Origin of the sequence: Streptomyces sp. M-16 (genome assembly GCF_052114405.1) — a bacterium.
Classification (GTDB): domain Bacteria; phylum Actinomycetota; class Actinomycetes; order Streptomycetales; family Streptomycetaceae; genus Streptomyces.
Map to the genome: position 1 here is coordinate 37,976 of NZ_JBFRER010000007.1, position 16,327 is coordinate 54,302.

A 16,327-nucleotide genomic window follows, 5' to 3' on the forward strand; every position below is an offset into this window, starting at 1 on the left:
TCTCGACATCAACAAACCATTGAACTTCCACCATGAGGAAATTACTATCCACTGGTCAGAAGCGCCCTGAACCACAGACGGCGCCCGCGACCGTTACCCGGAACTCTCCACACCCGACGGCACTGCGTGCCGTCTCGCGCGAGCATTCCCCGCGGCCGCCAGGCACCGCCGCTGAAGGAGTGACAGATATGTCCGCACCAGCGCCGTCCCCGCTGGCCATCGTCGACACCGAGCCCCTGCCCCGGCAGGACGAAGTCCTCACCGAAGCGGCCCTCGCCTTCGTGGCCGAGCTCCACCGGCGGTTCGCCCCCCGCCGTGCCGAGCTCCTCGCCCGACGCGGCGAGCGGCGCGCCGAGATCGCCCGGACCTCCACCCTCGACTTCCTCCCGGACACCGCACAGGTCCGCGAGGGAGACTGGAAGGTCGCGCCGGCCCCGGCCGCGCTGAACGACCGCCGCGTGGAGATCACCGGTCCGACGGACCGCAAGATGACCATCAACGCCCTCAACTCGGGCGCCAGGGTCTGGCTCGCCGACTTCGAGGACGCCTCGGCTCCCACCTGGGAGAACGTCGTCCTCGGCCAGCTCAACCTCATCGACGCCTACGAGCGCCGCATCGACTTCACCGACCCGCGCACGGGCAAGGCGTACGCCCTGAAGCCCGCCGACCAGCTCGCCACCGTCGTCATGCGGCCGCGCGGCTGGCACCTGGAGGAGCGCCACCTCAGCTTCGAGGGCGGCCCCGCCTCGGGCTCCCTCGTGGACTTCGGCCTCTACTTCTTCCACAACGCGCAGCGCCTGATCGACCTCGGCAAGGGCCCGTACTTCTACCTGCCGAAGACCGAGTCGCACCTGGAGGCTCGCCTCTGGAACGAGATCTTCGTCTTCGCCCAGGACTACGTCGGCATCCCGCAGGGCACCGTCCGCGCGACCGTCCTCATCGAGACCATCACCGCGGCCTACGAGATGGAAGAGATCCTCTTCGAGCTCAAGGACCACGCGGCGGGCCTCAACGCGGGCCGCTGGGACTACCTGTTCTCGATCGTGAAGAACTTCCGCGATGGCGGCGAGAAGTTCGTCCTGCCGGACCGCAACGCGGTCACCATGACGGCCCCCTTCATGCGCGCCTACACCGAGCTGCTCGTGCGCACCTGCCACAAGCGCGGCGCGCACGCCATCGGCGGCATGGCGGCCTTCATCCCGTCCCGCAAGGACGCCGAGGTCAACAAGGTCGCGTTCGAGAAGGTCAAGGCCGACAAGGACCGCGAGGCGAACGACGGCTTCGACGGCTCCTGGGTCGCCCACCCCGACCTGGTCCCGATCGCGATGGCCTCCTTCGACGCGGTCCTCGGTGACAAGCCGAACCAGAAGGACCGCCTGCGCGAGGACGTCTCGGTGGCCCCGGGCGAGCTGATCGCGATCGATTCCCTCGACGCGAAGCCCACCTACGACGGCCTGGTCAACGCCGTCCAGGTCGGCACCCGTTACATCGAGGCGTGGCTGCGCGGCCTCGGCGCCGTCGGCATCTTCGGCCTCATGGAGGACGCTGCCACCGCCGAGATCTCCCGCTCGCAGATCTGGCAGTGGATCAACGCCGGAGTCGTGTTCGAGAACGGCAAGACGGCCACCGCCGAGCTGACCCGCGAGATCGCCGCCGAGGAACTGGCCAAGATCCGCGCCGAGGTCGGCGAGGAGGCCTTCGCGGCCGGCAAGTGGCAGCAGGCCCACGACCTCCTCCTGCAGGTCTCCCTGGACGCCGACTACGCGGACTTCCTCACCCTCCCCGCGTACGACCAGCTGATCGGCTGACCTGGGCCTTCGACTGAAACGCACAGCAGTCGAACACCGGGTTCCGCCCCCGTCGCCACCGAGGCGACGGGGGCGGAGCCATGTCGTGGACCGGTCGCGGGCCGGTCGCGGGCCGACCGAATGGTCGGCCGTTACTTCATCGTAACCTTGCTGTACCTAGCGGTAACAAGCGGGGGCGTGTCACCTTTCCGATGCCACCGGCGCCGGCGGTACCCCCACTTTCCAAGCCACGCACCGGAGTTGCCGCCCAGCGTTTCGTCGGCGGCTCCGGCGTGGCCGACCGCAGGAGTTCCGCAGTGATCGGATTCCGCAAGGCCGGCAAGGACAGGGCCGCCGCCCGCAGCCGCGTGCGACGACTGGCCGGCGCCGCGATGGCCGTACCGCTCGCCGCAGGCGCGCTGCTGGCCGCCGGGGCCGGGACGTCGGCCGCCAGCCCGGGGACCGGGCCCACCGCCCTGGTGTCCATGGGCGACAGCTACATCTCCGGCGAGGCCGGACGCTGGAAGGGCAACAGCCTGACCAACAGCGGGAGCAGGAACGGCACCGACCGGGCGTGGGTCAGCGGCAGTTCCTACGACCCCGCCAAGGTGTACGGCGCGACCGCCATGGGGTGCGACCGCTCGGATTCGGCCGAGGTGCTGAGCGCGGGCGCCGTCGCCGAGGTGGCCGTCAACCTCGCCTGCTCGGGAGCCACTTCGCAGAACGTGTTCCGCGCCTCCAACGGCGGCGTGGCCTTCAAGGGCGAGGCCCCGCAGGCCGACCAGCTCGCGGCCGTGGCCGCGGCCAAGAACGTGAAGGTCATCGCCCTGTCCATCGGCGGCAACGACCTCGGCTTCGCCGACATCATCAAGGACTGCGCGCTCGACTTCGTCCTCTGGAACTCGTACTGCTACGACGACCAGCAGGCGGTCGTCGACCAGAAGATCGACGGGGTGGTCGCAGGCATCGGCAAGTCCGTCGACGAGATCCGCGCCGTGATGGGCGGGGCCGGCTACGCGGACTCCTCGTACCGGATCGTGCTGCAGTCGTACCCGTCGCCGATCCCCCGGGGCGCGGAGAACCGGTACACCCAGAGCGACTGGAGCCGGCTCAACACCGGTGGCTGTCCCTTCTGGAACCGTGACTCGGACTGGGCGCGCGACTCGCTCGTGCCGCAGCTCTCGGACCGCATCAAGGGGGTCGCGACGGCCAAGGGCGTCCAGTTCCTCGACCTGCGCGACATGCTCCAGGGGCGCGAGGTGTGCGCGAAGGCCAGCAAGCTGGTCAGCTCCACCGTCCCGGCCTCGGCCAAGACGAGCGAGTGGGCGCGCTGGATCGACAACAACGAGACCCAGGGGCCGATCCAGGAGTCCATGCACCCGAACTACTACGGCCAGCTGGCCGTCGGGCGCTGCCTGGCCCTGGCCGTGGCCCAGCCCGCGAACTCCGGTTCGAGCTGCAAGAACACCGCCGGGGGCGACCACACCGGGATGTACCTGACACCGGCCCCGTAAAGCGGATGAGCGAAACGGGACGGGCTGCCATCCTCTTGGTCATGACAGCCCGTCCCGCACGCCCGGCACGCCCCGCACGTCCGAGCCTCTACATCTCCGTCGACATCGAGGCGGACGGCCCCATCCCCGGCCCGTACTCGATGATCAGCTTCGGCGCCGCGGTCGCGGGACGCCAGGACGGCGCCGTGTACACGGCGGCCGACCCGGCGGAGCGGACCTTCTACCGGGAGCTGCGGCCCGTCGGCGACCGGTACGTGGACGCCGCGCTCGCCGTCAGCGGCCTCGACCGAGACCGGCTGCTGCGCGAGGGCGCCGACCCGGCCGAGGCCATGGACGCGTTCCGTGCGTGGGTGCGGGAGGTCTCCGCCGGGGCGCAGCCCGTGATGTGCGGCTACCCGGCCTCCTTCGACTGGACCTTCCTGTACTGGTACCTGATCGCCTTCGGCGACGACAGCCCCTTCGGGCACTCCGGCTGCCTGGACATGAAGACCCTCTACGCGACGAAGGCCCGCGTCCCGCTGCGCGCCGCCGTGAAGGGGCGGATGCCCCGCGAGCTGCTCCCCCGACGCCCCCACACCCATCACGCGCTGGACGACGCGGTCGAACAGGCCGAGCTGATGAACAATCTGATGCTGTGGCAGCCCGGGGACCCCGGCACCGGCTGACCCCCGACCGGGCGCCGGAGCCTACGCCGCGCGCCGCGGACCGCCCGGGAGGGCGGCCAGGGCCGTGGCGAAGGCCGCGCGGCAGCGGAGCCAGTCCGGGTCCGGGGACGGCGCGTGCAGCGCGAGGAGCTTGGGCAGGAGGTCCGCCGAGAAGGCGCGGGCAGCCTCCGCCGGGAGCAGCGAGGGCAGGTTGTCGATGGCGATGACGTCCAGCGCGGGGGCGCCGCCGCGCAGCCGGCGGGCGGGGGCCGTCCAGTCGGTGAGGCGGTCGTAGACGGGGAGCAGGTGCAGCGGGGATCCGGTGTCACAGGTGATATCGGCGATCACCGAGAGCCGGCGGGTCCCGGCGGAGGCGTCGAGGTCGGCCGGGGTGAGGAAGGGCGCCACCGGGCGGGTGGTGAGGACCGCGTGGACCAGGATGTCGTGGCCGAGCAGCGCGGCCCGGTCCAGATCGCGGGTCGCGGCCCGGTCCCAGAGCGTGGGCCGGATCCCGGCGGTGGTCAGGGCGTCGCAGGCCCCGCGTCCGCTGCGGCCGCCCGCGCCGGTCACCAGGGCCCGTAACGGCCGGCCCTCGCGGGCCCGGCGCAGCCGCGCGTCGAGTTCGGCGCGGGGCAGCGGGGCCAGCGGGGCGGTGAGCCGGCCGCGCGCGTGCAGTGCGGCCAGGGCGGCGCCCGCGTACCCGGCCCAGTAGCCGAAGGCGGCCAGCCTGCGGCCCTGCGCGTCGGCGAGGTACTCCAGGTCGAACAGGGTCCCGCCGCCTGCCGCGAAGCGCCTCAGCAGCTCGGGGCCCTGCGCCTGCCCCTTGTAGGCGTGCCCGAAGTACACGTGCCGGTGGTGCAGCCGCTCGGGTGTGGGCGGGAGTTCCTTGAGCCCGAGGACGTACGCCGACCGGGGCGCGGACCCCGCCCAGGACCCGGCCGGGGCGGTGGCGCAGCCGGCGGCCGCGTAGGCGTCGAGCGGGAAGACCCGGTGGCCGGACTCCTCCACCGTGATCCGTACGCCCTGCCGGACGAGCCGCGCGGCGTCCTCGGGGGTCAGCGGTGCGCGGCGTTCGGTGGGTCGGGTCTCGCTGCGCATCCAGAGCTGGGGGAGCTGCGACATGGCTGTACCACCTGTCCGTTCGGCGGGGTGGGTGGGCTCATGCGATGTCTTTCCGCGTCGTATACGGCGTACGCGGGATCGGCGCGGCAACTCCGGGCCCGGGAGCCCCCGGGGCCCCGCCCGTCGCCCCCGGCCCAGGGCCCGCCGGGGGCCGGCCCGGACCCCGTCCGGCGGACCGTCCGGCGGCCGTCCGGCGGCCTGGATCAGAGTTCCGGGAGGAGGGCCCGCAGCGGGGTCCTGGCCCCCTCGGCGAGCGCCGCCCGGAAGGCCTCCGGGTCCATGCGGGCCCGCAGGACCCGCTCCGCCCGCGGGAGGCAGGCGCTGGCCGGGCGGATGCGGGCGACCGCTCCGAGCAGCCGCGCGGACTCCTCGTAGCAGCCCGCGTCGGCCTCCAGTTCGGCGAGCAGTTCCGCCGAGAGCGCCTGCCCGAGCCCGTCGCCGAGGACCAGCTGGATCTCCAGGGCGCGCAGCAGTTCGGCGCGGGCCAGCGCCGGGCGGCCCTCGCGGCGCTGGACCATGGCATGGGCGTATCCGGTCCAGGAGCGGGCCCACAGGTCCACCGGTCCGTCCGGCGGACCGTCCTCGACGGGGACGGACGCCGGGTCGGTGTGCGCGAGCGCCATCGTCAGGGCCGCCCGCACCGCCTCCGGCCCCGGTCCGAACTCCGGCTCCGGGGGCAGCAGTTCGAGTGCCTCGCGGAATTCGGCGGCCGCCTCCCAGGGCCGGTCCCGCCAGAGCGCGACGAGCCCCCGCAGGTGGGCCAGGTAGGCCACGCAGGCGTCCTCCCCCTCCTGCACGGCCGCGCTCCAGGCCTCCACCAGCAACGGATCGGCGGCTTCCGCCTCCCCGGAACTCGCCACCAGCCAGGCGGCCAGCCACAGCGCCCGGGCGGGCCGGGGCGCCGGGTGCACGGCCAGGGCCCGTTCCAGGTGCCGCCGCCCCTCCACGACCAGCCCGCAGGGCGACCACAGGAACCACAGCGACACGGCGATCTCCAGGGCGCCCCCGGGGCCGGCCGCGGTGAGCGGGTTCATCGCGGCGCGCAGCTCCGGCAGTTCCGCGACGGCCAGTGCGCGCGCCTCCCGCTGCGCCCCCGACCGCCACAGCCGGGCGGCCCGCTCGGCCGTCGCCCGGTACCGCTCGCGGTGACGGCGTGCCGCGGTCGCCCCGTCGCCGTTCGGGGCGAGGGCGAGCCGCCGGGCCGCGAGGGCGCGTACGGACAGCGGCAGCCGGTGGCGGCCCGGGTGCCCGGCTTCCTCCAGCAGGGCGGGGCTGATCCGCTCCAGTGCCTCGGCGGCCCGCCGCGGGGCGAGCGGGCCGAAGCCGCACACCTCGACGACGGCGTCGCGGTCGAAGGAGCCCGCGAAGACCGAGAGCCGTTCCCACAGCAGCCGTTCGTCGGGCGGGGCGAGGCTGCAGGTGCGCAGGGCGTCCGCCCCGCCGGCCCGGCCGGCGCCGCCCGAGAGGAAGTCCAGCGGGTCGGCGGTGAGCCGGCGCAGCGCCTCGGCGGGGGCGTACCGGTGGGCGCGCCCGGCGGCGAGTTCCAGCGCGCCGGGGATCCCGTCGAGGGCCCGGCACAGGGCGGCGACGGCTCCGGCGTTGCGTTCGGCGAGCTCGAAGAAGGGGTCGGCCCCGCGCGCCCGTTCCTCGTAGAGGCGTACGGCCTCGTACCCGGCGACCTCGGCCACGGGCCGCCGGGCGGGATCGGGCGCGGCGTCCGGTACGGGCGCGGGCGGTACGGGCGCCGGCGGTACGGCGAGCGGCGGTACGGCGAGCAGTGCCTCCCCGGCCGGCCCGACGGCGCGCTGCGAGGTCGCCAGGATCCGCAGCCGGGGCAGCCGTACCAGCAGCGCGGACACCAGCGGGCCGGCCTGCGCGCCGAGCTGTTCGCAGCCGTCGAGCACCAGCAGGGCCTCGCGGCCGTCGAGCCGCCGGACCAGCTCCGCCTCCAGCGCCCCGCTGCCGTCCGGGGGCACGCCGACCATGTCGGCCCAGACCACGTCGACCCCCTGGCTGCGGCCCAGGGTGCGGACGGTGCGCACGGCCAGCCGGGTCTTGCCGATGCCGGCCGGTCCTGTGAGGGTGACCAGTCGGGCCGTGGCGAGCAGGACCGCCGTACGGCTCAGCTCGCGCTCCCGGCCGATGAAGCTGGACAGTTCGGCAGGCACCGACTGGCGCACGCTCGTGCCGGGCTCCCCCACACGTCCTCCCGCTGATCTCGCCAAGGTGCGCACTGCTGTCCGATTCAACAGTTCAGCACACAAAGAGAGATCATCAGCCGAGCGTCCGGTCGACCGGACGGTGACCGGGAGAACCACCAGGGGAAGGCATGAACTCCGCCGTTTCCGCCATCGACGACACCGACCGGGCGCTGGTCCACGCGCTCCAGCTGGCACCCCGTGCGAGCTGGGAGCGGCTGGCACCGGTGCTCGGCGCCCGGCCGGACACCCTCGCGCGCCGCTGGGACCGGATGACCGCCGCCGGGGAGGCCTGGATCACGGGCCTGGGGCTGCGGACGGGCACCCGGGCGCCCTGCATGGCGTGGGTGGAGGTGACCTGCGCGCCGGGCTCCTCCCCCACGGTCGGCTCCTCCCTGGTGGCGGACCCCCACACCATGGGCGTGGAGCACACCACGGGCGGCCGCGACCTGCTGCTCTTCGTCGCCGTGCCCGACCTGCACACGTTGTACCGCTACCTTCAGTTCCGCGTTCAGCGGATCCCCGGGGTGAGCGGTACCCGCTCCTCGATGGTCACGGCGGTGCACACCGCCCCCGACCGCTGGCGCCTGGACCAGCTGACGCCGGCCCAGAGCGACCGGCTGACCGGGCGCACCCGCCGGGCGGCCGCCCCGGTCTCCGCCTCGGCGCCGGGGCCGGCGGCCCTGCTGGAGGAGGACCGGGCCCTCGTGCTGGCACTGGCCTCGGACGCGCGCCGCAGCGTGGCCTCGCTGGCCCGGGAGTCGGGGATGAGCGAGTCGACGGTACGGCGCCGGCTGGGACGGCTGGAATCGCGGCAGAGCCTGCGCTACAGCTGCGCGATGGCCTCGGGGCTGTCCGGCTGGCCGGTGTCGGCGACGCTGTGGGCGGAGGTGCCGGAGCACGAGGTCGCCGACTGCGCGGCGGTGGCCTCGGGGCTGCGCGAGACCCGGACCTGCATGTCCGTCAGCGGCCCCTGGAACTTCATGATCAGCGCCCGGCTGCGCACCGTCGAGGAGCTGTCCCGCTACACCGCCGACCTGTCGCGGCGGCTGCCGGGGCTGCACATCACCGACACGGCGGTGGCGCTGTGCGTGCGCAAGTCGGAGGCGCAGGAACTGGACCAGGCGGGCCGCAGGGTACGGACCGTCCTGCCGGACATCTGGCGCGACCCGGTGCCGGAGCCCGGCTCCGCACACGGGCGGGGCGCCCCGCAGGTCGGGGCCCCCGGCGGTCAGGGCTTTCCGTAGGACGGGGCTCACCCCAGTACGGGGCACCCCGCAGGTCGGAGCTCACCGCGGTCAGGGCTCACCGCAGGACGGAGCACCCCCGCAGGACGGGGCTCACCGCGGTCGGGGCCCACCCCAGACCGGGGCCACCGCGGTCGGGGCTCCCGGCAGGCGGGGAGCCCCGTACGGCAGGGCTTCCCCATGGGCCTCAGGTCCCCGGGGGCAGGGCCCGCTCCAGCGCGTCGAAGGCGGCGTTGACCCGTGCGCGGTGGTCCTCGGCGATGTCCGCCGCGCGTTCTCCGGCGAGCAGCCGCCCGGCCGTGGTGACGTAGACGGTCCGGTACGCGGCCACGGTCAGGGCCGCCGTCAGCCGGGCCCCGGGGCCGCCGATCGCCTCGGCCAGCGCGTCCTCCAGCTCCTCGACGCCCTCGCGCGCCCGGGCCCGCAGCGCCGGGGAGCCGAGGACGATCCGCCAGAAGTGCGGGAAGGTGTCGCCGACGCCCGCCAGCGGGTGGCGCTGGTCGAGGAGCCTCAGCAGCAGCTCCCGAAGGCCGGTCAGCGCGGGCGTGCCGTCCGGACGGTCGCGCACCGCGTCCGAGAACAGCTCGACGGCTTCGGGGATCCGGTCGAGGAAGAGGTCCTCCTTGCGCGGGAAGTGGTTGAACACCGTCATCGTCGAGACCTGCGCGGCCTTGGCGACCTCGGCCACGGTCACGTGGTCGAAGCCGCGCGCCGCGAACAGCGTCGTCGCCACGTCGGAGATCCGCTGCCGGGTCTCGCGCTTCTTGCGTTCGCGCAGCGAGCCCGTCGCCGGGCCCGCGTCCTTCTCGTGTTCCATGAAGATAACTATAGCGACTACAAACTTTTAGTGACTATAGTCAACGCATGGACTCGGACTTCGGCACAGACGCACACACAGGACCCGCCGCGGAAGCGGGCACGGACACGGACGTGGTGGTGGCCGGCGGCGGCCCCGTCGGGCTCATGCTCGCCTGCGAACTCCGGCTCGGCGGGGCCCGCGTGGTCCTCGTGGAGCGCCGCACCGACGTGGACCCGACCGTCAAGGCGGGGGCGATCAACACGCCGACCGCCGAGGCCTTCCACCGGCGCGGGATGCTGCCCGCGCTCGCCGAGGTGCAGCAGCGCGCCCTCGAACAGTTCCGGAACTTCATGCGCGACCGGCCGGGGGGCGACCAGGACGCACGGCCCCCTCGTACGCCGCCCCGGTTCGCCGCCCACTTCGGCGGGATCATGCTGGACGGCACCCTCCTGGACGAGGCCGACCCCGACTTCGCGCACGCCGGTCCGGCCTCCGAGGTGGGCTTCGTACCGCAGCAGGACATCGAGCGGGTGCTCGCCGAACGCGCCGCGCGGCTCGGCGTCGAGCTGCTCCGGGGCGTGGAACTGACGGGCTTCGACGCCGACGACGAGGGGGTCGAGGTCCGCACGGCCCCGGTGGGCGGCGGGCCGGACCGGAGGATACGGGCGGACTGGCTGGTCGGCTGCGACGGCGGTCGCAGTACGGTGCGCAAGCTCGCGGGCTTCGCCTTCCCCGGAACGGATCCGCAGATCACCGGTCACCAGGCCGTCGTCAGCATGACCGGGGCCGAGGCCCTGAAGACCGGCTGGCACCACACCGACACCGGTACGTACGTCCACGGCCCCGTCCCCGGCCGCATCCTCACGGTCGAGTTCGACGGACCGCCCGCCGACCGCGAGGCGCCCGTCACCGCCGAGGAGCTGCAGAAGAGCCTGCGGCACGTCACCGGCTCGGCCGACGTCACGGTCACCGGTGTGCACTCCGCCACCCGGTTCACCGACAACGCCCGCCAGGCGTCGGACTACCGCTCGGGCCGCGTACTGCTCGCGGGGGACGCGGCGCACGTCCACTCGCCGTTCGGCGGACAGGGGCTGAACCTCGGCATCGGGGACGCGGTGAACCTGGGCTGGAAGCTCGCCGCGGTGGTCCGGGGCGGGGCTCCCGAAGGACTCCTCGACTCCTACACCGCCGAACGGCACCCGATCGGGGCCTGGGTGCTCCAGTGGACCAGGGCACAGATCGCCCTGATGCGGCCGGAGCCCGCGTCCCGGGCCCTGCGCGACGTGGTCGGCGAGCTGACCGCGACCGTGACCGGCACCACCTACTTCGTCAAGAAGATCTCCGGGGTGTGGCAGCGCTACGAACTGCCCGGCGGCCACCCGCTGGTGGGCCGCAGCGCCCCCGACCTCGAACTGGCCGACGGGCGCCGGCTCGCGGACCTGATGCACGACGGGCGGGCCCTGCTCCTGGACCTCTCGGAGGACGCGGGCATCGGGGCCGTGGCCGACGGGTACGGGGAGCGGGTGCGGGTGGTCACCGCCGCCGGCCCCGCCGGACCGGCGCCGGCCGCACTGCTCGTGCGCCCCGACGGGTGCACCGCCTGGGCGGTGGACGCCGACGGCGACCGGGCGGAGGCGCTGCGCGGACTCGCCGACTCCCTGACCCGGTGGTTCGGCTCCCCCGCGCCCGCCGGAGCCTGACCCCGCCGGCCGGACCTCGTCAGGGGGACCGGGCCCCGTACGGGAGCCGGCACGAACGGCGGCGCGTACGCCACACCCGCAGTGCCGAGGTGGTTGAAGGCCAGGTTGAGGACGATCGCGACCACGCAGCCGGTGCTGATGCCGGAGTCGAGGACGACGAGCAGGTCCTTCGGGAAGTGGTGGTAGAAGCCGGGGGCGGCGATCGGGATCAGGCCGATGCCGACCGAGGCGGCGACGATCAGGGCGTTCTCGCCCTTCTCCATGGCCGCGCCCGCCAGGGTCTGGATCCCGCTGGCCGCGACCGAGCCGAAGAGCACGATGCCGGCGCCGCCGAGGACGGGCAGCGGGACGACCCCGATGACGGAGGCGGCCATCGGACACAGGCCCAGCAGGATCAGGATGCCGCCGCCGGCGGCGACCACGAACCGGCTGCGCACCTTGGTCATCGCGACCAGGCCGATGTTCTGGGCGAAGGCGCTGCACATGAAGCCGTTGAACAGCGGGCTGAGGGCACTGCCGAGGGTGTCGGCGCGCAGGCCGCCCTCGATGGTCTTCGCGTCCGCCGGACGTCCGACGATCTTGCCGAGGGCGAGGATGTCGGCGGTCGACTCGGTCATGCAGACGAGCATGACGATGCACATCGAGATGATCGCGGCCACCTGGAACTGCGGGGCCCCGAAGTGGAAGGGGGTGGGGAAGCCGATGACGTCCGCGTTCTTGACGGCGTCGAAGCTGGTCATGCCCAGCGGCAGTGCGATGAGGGTGCCCGCGACGAGGCCGAGCAGGATGGAGATCTGCTGCAGGAAGCCGCGCAGGAACTTGCGCATCACCAGGACGATCGCCAGCGTGAGGGCGGCCATGCCGATGTTCTTCATCGAGCCGTAGTCGGTCGCCGTGCGGTTGCCGCCCTGGGACCAGTTGAACGCCACGGGGAGCAGTGAGACGCCGATCAGGGTGATGACGGTGCCGGTGACCACGGGCGGGAAGAAGCGGACGAGCTTGCCGAAGTAGGGGGCGGCGAGGAAGCCGGCCAGTCCGGCGACGATGATCGCGCCGAAGATCACGGGGATGGCGTCGGCGCCCTCACCCTTGCCTATCGCGATCATCGGGGTCACTCCGGCGAAGGAGACACCGTTGACGAAGGGGAGTTTGGCGCCGATCTTCCAGAACCCGAGGGTCTGGAGGAGGGTGGCGAGCCCTGCGGTGAAGAGCGAGGCGCCCATCAGGAAGGCGGTCTCGGCGGCGGAGAGTCCGACGGCGGGGCCGACGATCATGGGCGGAGCCACGACGCCCGCGTACATGGCGGCCACGTGCTGGAGCCCGCTCGTGAACATCTTCAGCGGAGGCAGGGTCTCGTCGACCGGGTGCGTCTCCTCCGGTACTGCGACTGCATCTTTGCGAAACCTGGGCGTTGCGGCCACGGCTTCCTCCGGTCGGTATAGCACGTCGCAGGGACGTGAGTGTCATGGAGGGGGGTGCGAAAGCGTTGCTGTCGAGCCTGTATGGAGTTGTGGGTGCTGCGACTTCTTGTCCCAAGGGGTGCGGAAACGATTCGCCCAAAAAGGTTCCGCGCATCGAGCCGGTATGGCCGTGGCAGTGGACCGGAACAGGGCAGCACGGTGCCGCGGTCCTGGTGTTGTCACGCCTCACCGCCCCCGGGAACGCCTTCGGATCTCTCCTCGGGCGCTTCCCGGGAACGGCTGCCGCGGACCCCGCTCGGGTCCGCGGCCGCCGGCCGGGGGCCGTCCCCCCCGACCGGACTCCGTGGGATCAGGCCTGCGCGGAGATCCGCGCGAGGCGCTGGGCCTCTTCCCGGGTGGACACGGCGATCGCGTCCTCGTCGGCGAAGAGCAGTCGGTTGTTCTCGACGATCTGCTTGCCGTTGACGAACGAGGCCGTCACCGGGGCCGCCGCGCCGAAGACCAGGGCGGTGACCGGGTCGGCGATGGAGGAGTGCAGGAAGGTGTTCAGGTTCCACAGGACCAGGTCGGCGAGCTTGCCGACCTCCAGCGAACCGATGCTGTCCGCGCGGCCGAGGACCTGGGCGCCGCCGTAGGTGCCCAGGCGCAGCGCCTGGCGCGCGTTGAGCGCGCGCTCGCGGTGGACCGGGTTCAGACGGTTGATCAGCAGCGCGTTGCGCAGCTCGGTGTGCAGCTCACCGGACTCGTTGGAGGCGGTGCCGTCCACGCCGAGGCCCACCGGTACGCCGGCGGCCAGCATGTCCGGGACGCGGGCGATGCCGGCGGCCAGACGGGCGTTGGAGGACGGGCAGTGCGCGACACCGGTCTTGGTACGGGCGAACGCGGCGATGTCGGAGTCGTTCATGTGGACGCTGTGCGCCATCCACACGTCCTCGCCGAGCCAGCCGGTCGACTCGAAGTAGTCGGTCGGGCCCATGCCGAACAGTTCCTTGCAGAACTGCTCTTCCTCGACGGTCTCGGAGCCGTGCGTGTGCAGGCGCACACCCAGGCGGCGGGCCAGCTCGGCGCCCTGCCTCAGCAGCTCGGTGGAGACCGAGAAGGGGGAGCAGGGGGCGACGGCGACCTGGGTCATCGAGTCGAAGGAGGCGTCGTGGTACTTCTTGACGGTCGCCTCGGTGTCGGCGAGCGCGCCTTCGAGGGTCTCGACGGCGTGGTCCGGCGGCAGGCCGCCGTCCTTCTCGCTGCGGTCCATCGAGCCGCGGGCGAGGGTGAAGCGGACACCCATCTCGGACGCGGCGCGGATGATGGAGCCGGACAGGTCACCGGAGCCCTTGGGGAAGACGTAGTGGTGGTCCATCGCGGTGGTCACACCGCCCTTGGCCATCGCGGCGAGGGAGCCCTGCGCGGCCGTGTACGTCATCTGCTCGTCGATGCGCGCCCAGGTCGGGTACAGCGAGACGAGCCAGTTGAAGAGGTTGTGGTCGGTGGCCAGGCCACGCGTGATCCACTGGTAGAAGTGGTGGTGCGTGTTGACCAGGCCGGGGGTCACGAGGTGGCCGGTGCCGTCGATGCGGCGGACGACGTTGTCGAGGTTCTCGGGAGCCTTGCCCGCACCGATGAACTCGATCTTGTTGCCCGCGACCACCACGTGTCCCGAGACGTACTCGGTGTCGTTCGCGTCGACCGTGGCGATCGCACAGTTTTCGATGACGATGCGCTCGACGGCGCTGTCCTGGGCTGCGGGTGCTGCCATGGGACTTCCTCGTGCTTTCAGTGGCGGTGCGGGCACGGCAAAACCCAGGGGATTTGAGTGCCGGAGCCGGGGGCCTTGACAGCTGACAGTACTGCCGCCCCGAAGGGTGCGTCCGGGTGCCGATTCAGGAAGCGGGAACGTGTCGCCCGTCCCGGGGCCACTGCGGAGCCCCGGGACCGGCGTGCCGTGATCAGAGGTTGGTCATGTCCACGGGGATACGGGCATCGACGCCGTCGCGGAGGACCGTCGCCTCGATCAGACCGTACGGACGGTCCGCGGCGAAGTACACCTCGTTGTCGTTCTTGAGGCCGAAGGGCTCCAGGTCGACGAGGAAGTGGTGCTTGTTCGGGAGCGAGAAGCGGACCTCGTCGATCTCCGAACGGTGGTTGATGATGCGCGAACCCATCTGGTACAGGGTCTGCTGCAGCGACAGGGAGTAGGTCTCCGCGAAGGCCTGGAGCATGTGCTTCTTGGTCTCGGCGTAGGACTTCTCCCAGTTGGGCATCCGCTGCTCGTCGTCCGACCAGTTGAAGCGCCAGCGGCCCGACACCTGGGTGGCCAGGATGCGGTCGTACGCCTCCTGCAGGGTCGTGTACTTGTCCTTCACGTAACCCCAGAACTCGGAGTTCGTGGAGTTCATGACGATCAGGTCCTTGAGGCCGGAGATGACCTCCCAGTTCTGGCCGTCGTACGTGATCTGGGTGACGCGGGTCTCCATGCCCTTGCGGACGAAGGAGTGGTTCACCTCGTCGGAGCCGATGAACTTGGAGTTGGCGTCCGAAGTGGCGATCCGGTCCCAGGCGTACTCCTCGATCCGGATCCGCGCGCGCTTGATCGGCTCCTGGCTGTTGACGAACCAACGCGCCAGGTGGATGCCGAACTGCTCGGCGGACTCGATGCCGTACTCCTTGGCGAACGCGTACACCGTGTTCTTGGTGGTGTCCGTCGGCAGGCAGTTGGCGTTCGAGCCGTTGTAGTGGACGTCGTCCATGTCGCCGGAGAGGGCGACCGAGACGTTCAGGTCCTTGATGTGATGGGTGTCGCCGTCCCGCGTGATCTTGACGACGCGGTTCTCTGCCTTGCCGTACTGGTTCTGGCCCAGAATCGTGGCCATGACTAGCTCCCTCGGTAAACGGAGTAGCCGAACGGGTTGAGCAGCAGCGGTACGTGGTAGTGCTCGCCCGGGTTCACCGCGAAGGTGATGGTTACCTCGGGGAAGAACGCACCGCTGTCCCTTACGCGGGGGGCGTCCTGCTGCGCCTCGGCTTGCTTCTCTGCACTGTGCTTATTCAAGAAGTACGTCTCGGTCTCGAAATCGAGACGCACGTGTGTGGTGCCCTCCGGCAGCGCCGGCAGGTCCTTGCAACGCCCGTCGGCGTCGGTGGCGGAACCGCCGAGAGCCGCCCACTCGCCGTCCAGGCCCGTACGGGCCGACAGGGAGATGGCGACGCCCTCGGCGGGCTTGCCGATGCTGGTGTCCAGGATGTGCGTGGACACCGACGCGGTGGTCGCGGTGCTCATGCTCACTCTCCTTCTTCTGCGAGTTCTGCGAGGCGGGTCAGACGGATCCGGTTGATCTTGACGAGCTCGCCGCGGGCGATTTCGCGCTCCCGCTCCGGCGAGTTGCCGATCCGGACCTTGACCGCGTCCCGCATGAACTCACCGGTCGCACCGGTGGCGCAGATGAGGAAGACGTGGCCGAACTTGTCCTGGTACGCGAGGTTCAGTTCGAGGAGCTCGTTCTTGAGCTCCTCCGAGGCACCGGCCATGCCACGCTGCTCGCGGGCGGAGGTCGGGTCTCCCGGCTTCGGCCGGCCGATCGGCGCGTGGCCGCCCATCGCCTCGCCGAGGTCCTCGGCGGTGAGCTCCGCCATGGCGGACTCGTTGGCCGAGAACAGGGCATCGACGTCGGCGAAGGGGCGCTGGGCGAGCATCTTGCTCCCCCAAGCCGAGCTGGCGCACACCTCGTGGAGCTCGGCCGCGGCCGCGCTGTCGTCCAAGGCGTTGAACCGGGTGAGACCCGGGGTCGGACTCGAAGTCACGGTAGGCCTCCGTGGCCTGTTGTTGCTTTGACGGGCTGCGCATAGCTAACGCCCTCGACAACACGGCGTCAACACTTTGTTGAAACTTCCCGTACACAAA

Annotated in this window: 12 protein-coding genes and 1 pseudogene; 5 read left to right on the top strand and 8 right to left on the bottom strand. The window is 72.0% G+C overall.

What is annotated here, in order from left to right:
- Positions 1-188: 188 nt before the first annotated feature.
- From aceB to AB4039_RS05505, 3 genes are all read left to right on the top strand, one after another.
- Positions 189-1,808 carry a malate synthase A gene (gene aceB / locus AB4039_RS05495; protein WP_266843615.1) on the top strand — a complete coding sequence of 540 codons (1,620 nt, stop codon included), beginning with the start codon at positions 189-191 and terminating at the stop codon, positions 1,806-1,808.
- A 191-nt stretch (positions 1,809-1,999) separates the two neighbouring features.
- Positions 2,000-3,301 carry a GDSL-type esterase/lipase family protein gene (locus AB4039_RS05500; protein WP_442270130.1) on the top strand — a complete coding sequence of 434 codons (1,302 nt, stop codon included), beginning with the start codon at positions 2,000-2,002 and terminating at the stop codon, positions 3,299-3,301.
- Between the two features lie 41 nt (positions 3,302-3,342).
- Positions 3,343-3,966 (top strand): 3'-5' exoribonuclease domain-containing protein, encoded by a 624-nt coding sequence (locus AB4039_RS05505; RefSeq protein ID WP_266843612.1) that lies wholly within the window; start codon positions 3,343-3,345, stop codon positions 3,964-3,966.
- Positions 3,967-3,987: 21 nt separating this feature from the next.
- Here AB4039_RS05505 and AB4039_RS05510 read toward each other — a convergent pair whose 3' ends face one another.
- Together AB4039_RS05510 and AB4039_RS05515 are read right to left on the bottom strand one after the other, a co-directional pair.
- On the bottom strand, positions 3,988-5,067 hold the full coding sequence (locus tag AB4039_RS05510) for a saccharopine dehydrogenase (protein ID WP_442270131.1): 1,080 nt from the start codon (positions 5,065-5,067) through the stop codon (positions 3,988-3,990).
- 203 nt (positions 5,068-5,270) lie between these two features.
- Positions 5,271-7,247 carry an ATP-binding protein gene (locus tag AB4039_RS05515; RefSeq protein WP_442270132.1) on the bottom strand — a complete coding sequence of 659 codons (1,977 nt, stop codon included), beginning with the start codon at positions 7,245-7,247 and terminating at the stop codon, positions 5,271-5,273.
- Between the two features lie 149 nt (positions 7,248-7,396).
- Here AB4039_RS05515 and AB4039_RS05520 point away from each other — a divergent pair, with 149 nt between their 5' ends.
- Positions 7,397-8,512 (top strand): Lrp/AsnC family transcriptional regulator, encoded by a 1,116-nt coding sequence (locus AB4039_RS05520; RefSeq protein ID WP_442270133.1) that lies wholly within the window; start codon positions 7,397-7,399, stop codon positions 8,510-8,512.
- Positions 8,513-8,699: 187 nt separating this feature from the next.
- Here AB4039_RS05520 and AB4039_RS05525 read toward each other — a convergent pair whose 3' ends face one another.
- Entirely contained in the window at positions 8,700-9,329 is a 630-nt protein-coding gene (locus AB4039_RS05525; protein WP_266843605.1) for a TetR/AcrR family transcriptional regulator, read from the bottom strand.
- A 47-nt stretch (positions 9,330-9,376) separates the two neighbouring features.
- Between AB4039_RS05525 and AB4039_RS05530 the strand changes: the two genes are divergently transcribed.
- Positions 9,377-11,011, top strand: a complete 1,635-nt coding sequence (locus AB4039_RS05530; protein WP_266843603.1) for an FAD-dependent oxidoreductase — start codon at positions 9,377-9,379, stop codon at positions 11,009-11,011.
- 83 nt (positions 11,012-11,094) lie between these two features.
- On the opposite strand, the pseudogene AB4039_RS05535 reads toward AB4039_RS05530, so the two are convergent.
- The 5 genes and pseudogenes from AB4039_RS05535 to uraD form a co-directional block, all read right to left on the bottom strand.
- Positions 11,095-12,432 (bottom strand): annotated as a pseudogene (locus AB4039_RS05535) (nucleobase:cation symporter-2 family protein); the annotation flags it as partial.
- Between the two features lie 349 nt (positions 12,433-12,781).
- Positions 12,782-14,185, bottom strand: a complete 1,404-nt coding sequence (locus AB4039_RS05540) for an 8-oxoguanine deaminase (RefSeq protein WP_266843599.1) — start codon at positions 14,183-14,185, stop codon at positions 12,782-12,784.
- Positions 14,186-14,375: 190 nt separating this feature from the next.
- Positions 14,376-15,299: a factor-independent urate hydroxylase gene (gene pucL / locus AB4039_RS05545; protein WP_266843597.1), complete on the bottom strand. Its 924-nt coding sequence runs from the start codon at positions 15,297-15,299 to the stop codon at positions 14,376-14,378.
- A 2-nt stretch (positions 15,300-15,301) separates the two neighbouring features.
- Positions 15,302-15,706, bottom strand: coding sequence for a hydroxyisourate hydrolase (uraH, locus tag AB4039_RS05550; protein ID WP_266843595.1), 405 nt, complete (start codon positions 15,704-15,706; stop codon positions 15,302-15,304).
- Between the two features lie 2 nt (positions 15,707-15,708).
- Entirely contained in the window at positions 15,709-16,227 is a 519-nt protein-coding gene (uraD, locus tag AB4039_RS05555; RefSeq protein WP_266843594.1) for a 2-oxo-4-hydroxy-4-carboxy-5-ureidoimidazoline decarboxylase, read from the bottom strand.
- Between the last annotated feature and the right edge of the window lie 100 nt (positions 16,228-16,327).